Here is a 1,441-nt window from a genome sequence, read left to right on the forward strand (position 1 = left end):
AACATCACCCCGGCGTTGTTGATCAGCAGGTCGATGCGCGGGTGCGCCGCGCGCAGCTCGCCGGCCGCGGCGCGCACGTCGTGCTGGCGGTGCGGGATCCGTCGCGCGGTACGGCGGCCGCCGACCGGATCCGCGCCGACCATCCCGGCGCCACGGTCAGCACCGCCCGCCTGGACCTGGCGTCGCTGACGTCGGTGCGCGCCGCCGCCGCCGAGCTGCGCGCGGCGCACCCGCGCATCGACCTGCTGATCAACAACGCCGGGGTGATGTTCACCCCGCGGCAGGACACCGCCGACGGCTTCGAGATGCAGTTCGGCACCAACCACCTGGGGCACTTCGCGCTGACCGGGCTGCTGCTGGACTCGCTGCGGACGGTGCCGGGGTCGCGGGTGGTCACCGTCTCCTCCAACGCGCACCGGTTGAAGGCCGCCATCCACTTCGACGACCTGCAGTGGCAGCGGTCCTACAGCCGGGTCGGCGCCTACGGCCAGTCCAAGCTGGCCAACCTGCTGTTCACCTACGAGCTGCAGCGCCGGCTGAGCGCCGCCGACGCCGAGACGATCGCCGTCGCCGCGCACCCGGGGGCCTCGAACACCGAGCTGATCCGCAACCTGCCCGCGCCGATGCGCCCGCTCGCCGCCTGGACCAGCTCGCTGCTGTTCCAGGGCGCCGACATGGGGGCCCTGCCCACGCTGCGGGCAGCCACCGACCCCGACGTCACCGGCGGGCAGTACTTCGGCCCCGACGGGTGGCAGCAGCAGCGCGGCCACCCGGTGTTGGTGCGGTCCAGCCGCCAGTCCCACGACGCCGACCTCCAACGCCGGCTCTGGGCGGTCTCCGAAGAGCTCACCGGCGTGAGCTACGGCGTCTGAACCGGGGGTCGAAGTGCGCGCCGTCGAGGAACATCAACGGGCCGTCGCCGAGTTGATCGGCGCCGGCGACCCGGTCAGCCTGCCGCTGGCGCGAGCCGAGGGGCTGGTGCTGGCCGCCGATGTGGTCGCGCCGATCGCCCTGCCGGTGTTCGACAACTCCGCGATGGACGGCTACGCGGTGCGCGCCGCCGACGTCGCCGCCGCCGACGCCGAGCACCCGGTGACCCTGCCGGTGGCCGAGGACATCCCGGCCGGACGCACCGACATCCCCACCCTGGCGCCGGGCACCGCGCACCGGATCATGACCGGCGCGCCGATGCCGGCCGGGGCGACCGGCGTGGTGCCGGTGGAGCACACCGACGGCGGGGTCGACACCGTCGAGTTCCGCGCGGCGACCAGCGAGGGCCGCCACATCCGCCGCGCCGGCGAGGACGTCGCCGCCGGGGACACCGTGCTCACCGCGGGCCGGCCGGTCACCGCGCCGGTGGTGGGGCTGGTCGCCGCGCTCGGACTGGACCGGCTGACCGTGTGGCCGCGCCCCCGCGTGCTGGTGATCTCCACCGGCACCG

2 protein-coding genes are annotated in these 1,441 nt (G+C 75.0%); both read left to right on the forward strand.

From position 1 onward, the window contains the following. Window positions 1–872, forward strand: an 872-nt coding sequence (locus tag A5643_RS07310; protein WP_066853486.1) for an SDR family NAD(P)-dependent oxidoreductase, incomplete at its 5' end; no start/stop codon positions are given. A 13-nt stretch (window positions 873–885) separates the two neighbouring features. Then, window positions 886–1,441 (forward strand): MoeA family protein (locus A5643_RS07315; RefSeq protein ID WP_502686221.1); only part of this gene is annotated, 556 nt, incomplete at its 3' end.

This window comes from Mycobacterium sp. 1274756.6, from assembly GCF_001668625.1.
In the GTDB taxonomy this organism is placed as follows: Bacteria; Actinomycetota; Actinomycetes; order Mycobacteriales; family Mycobacteriaceae; genus Mycobacterium.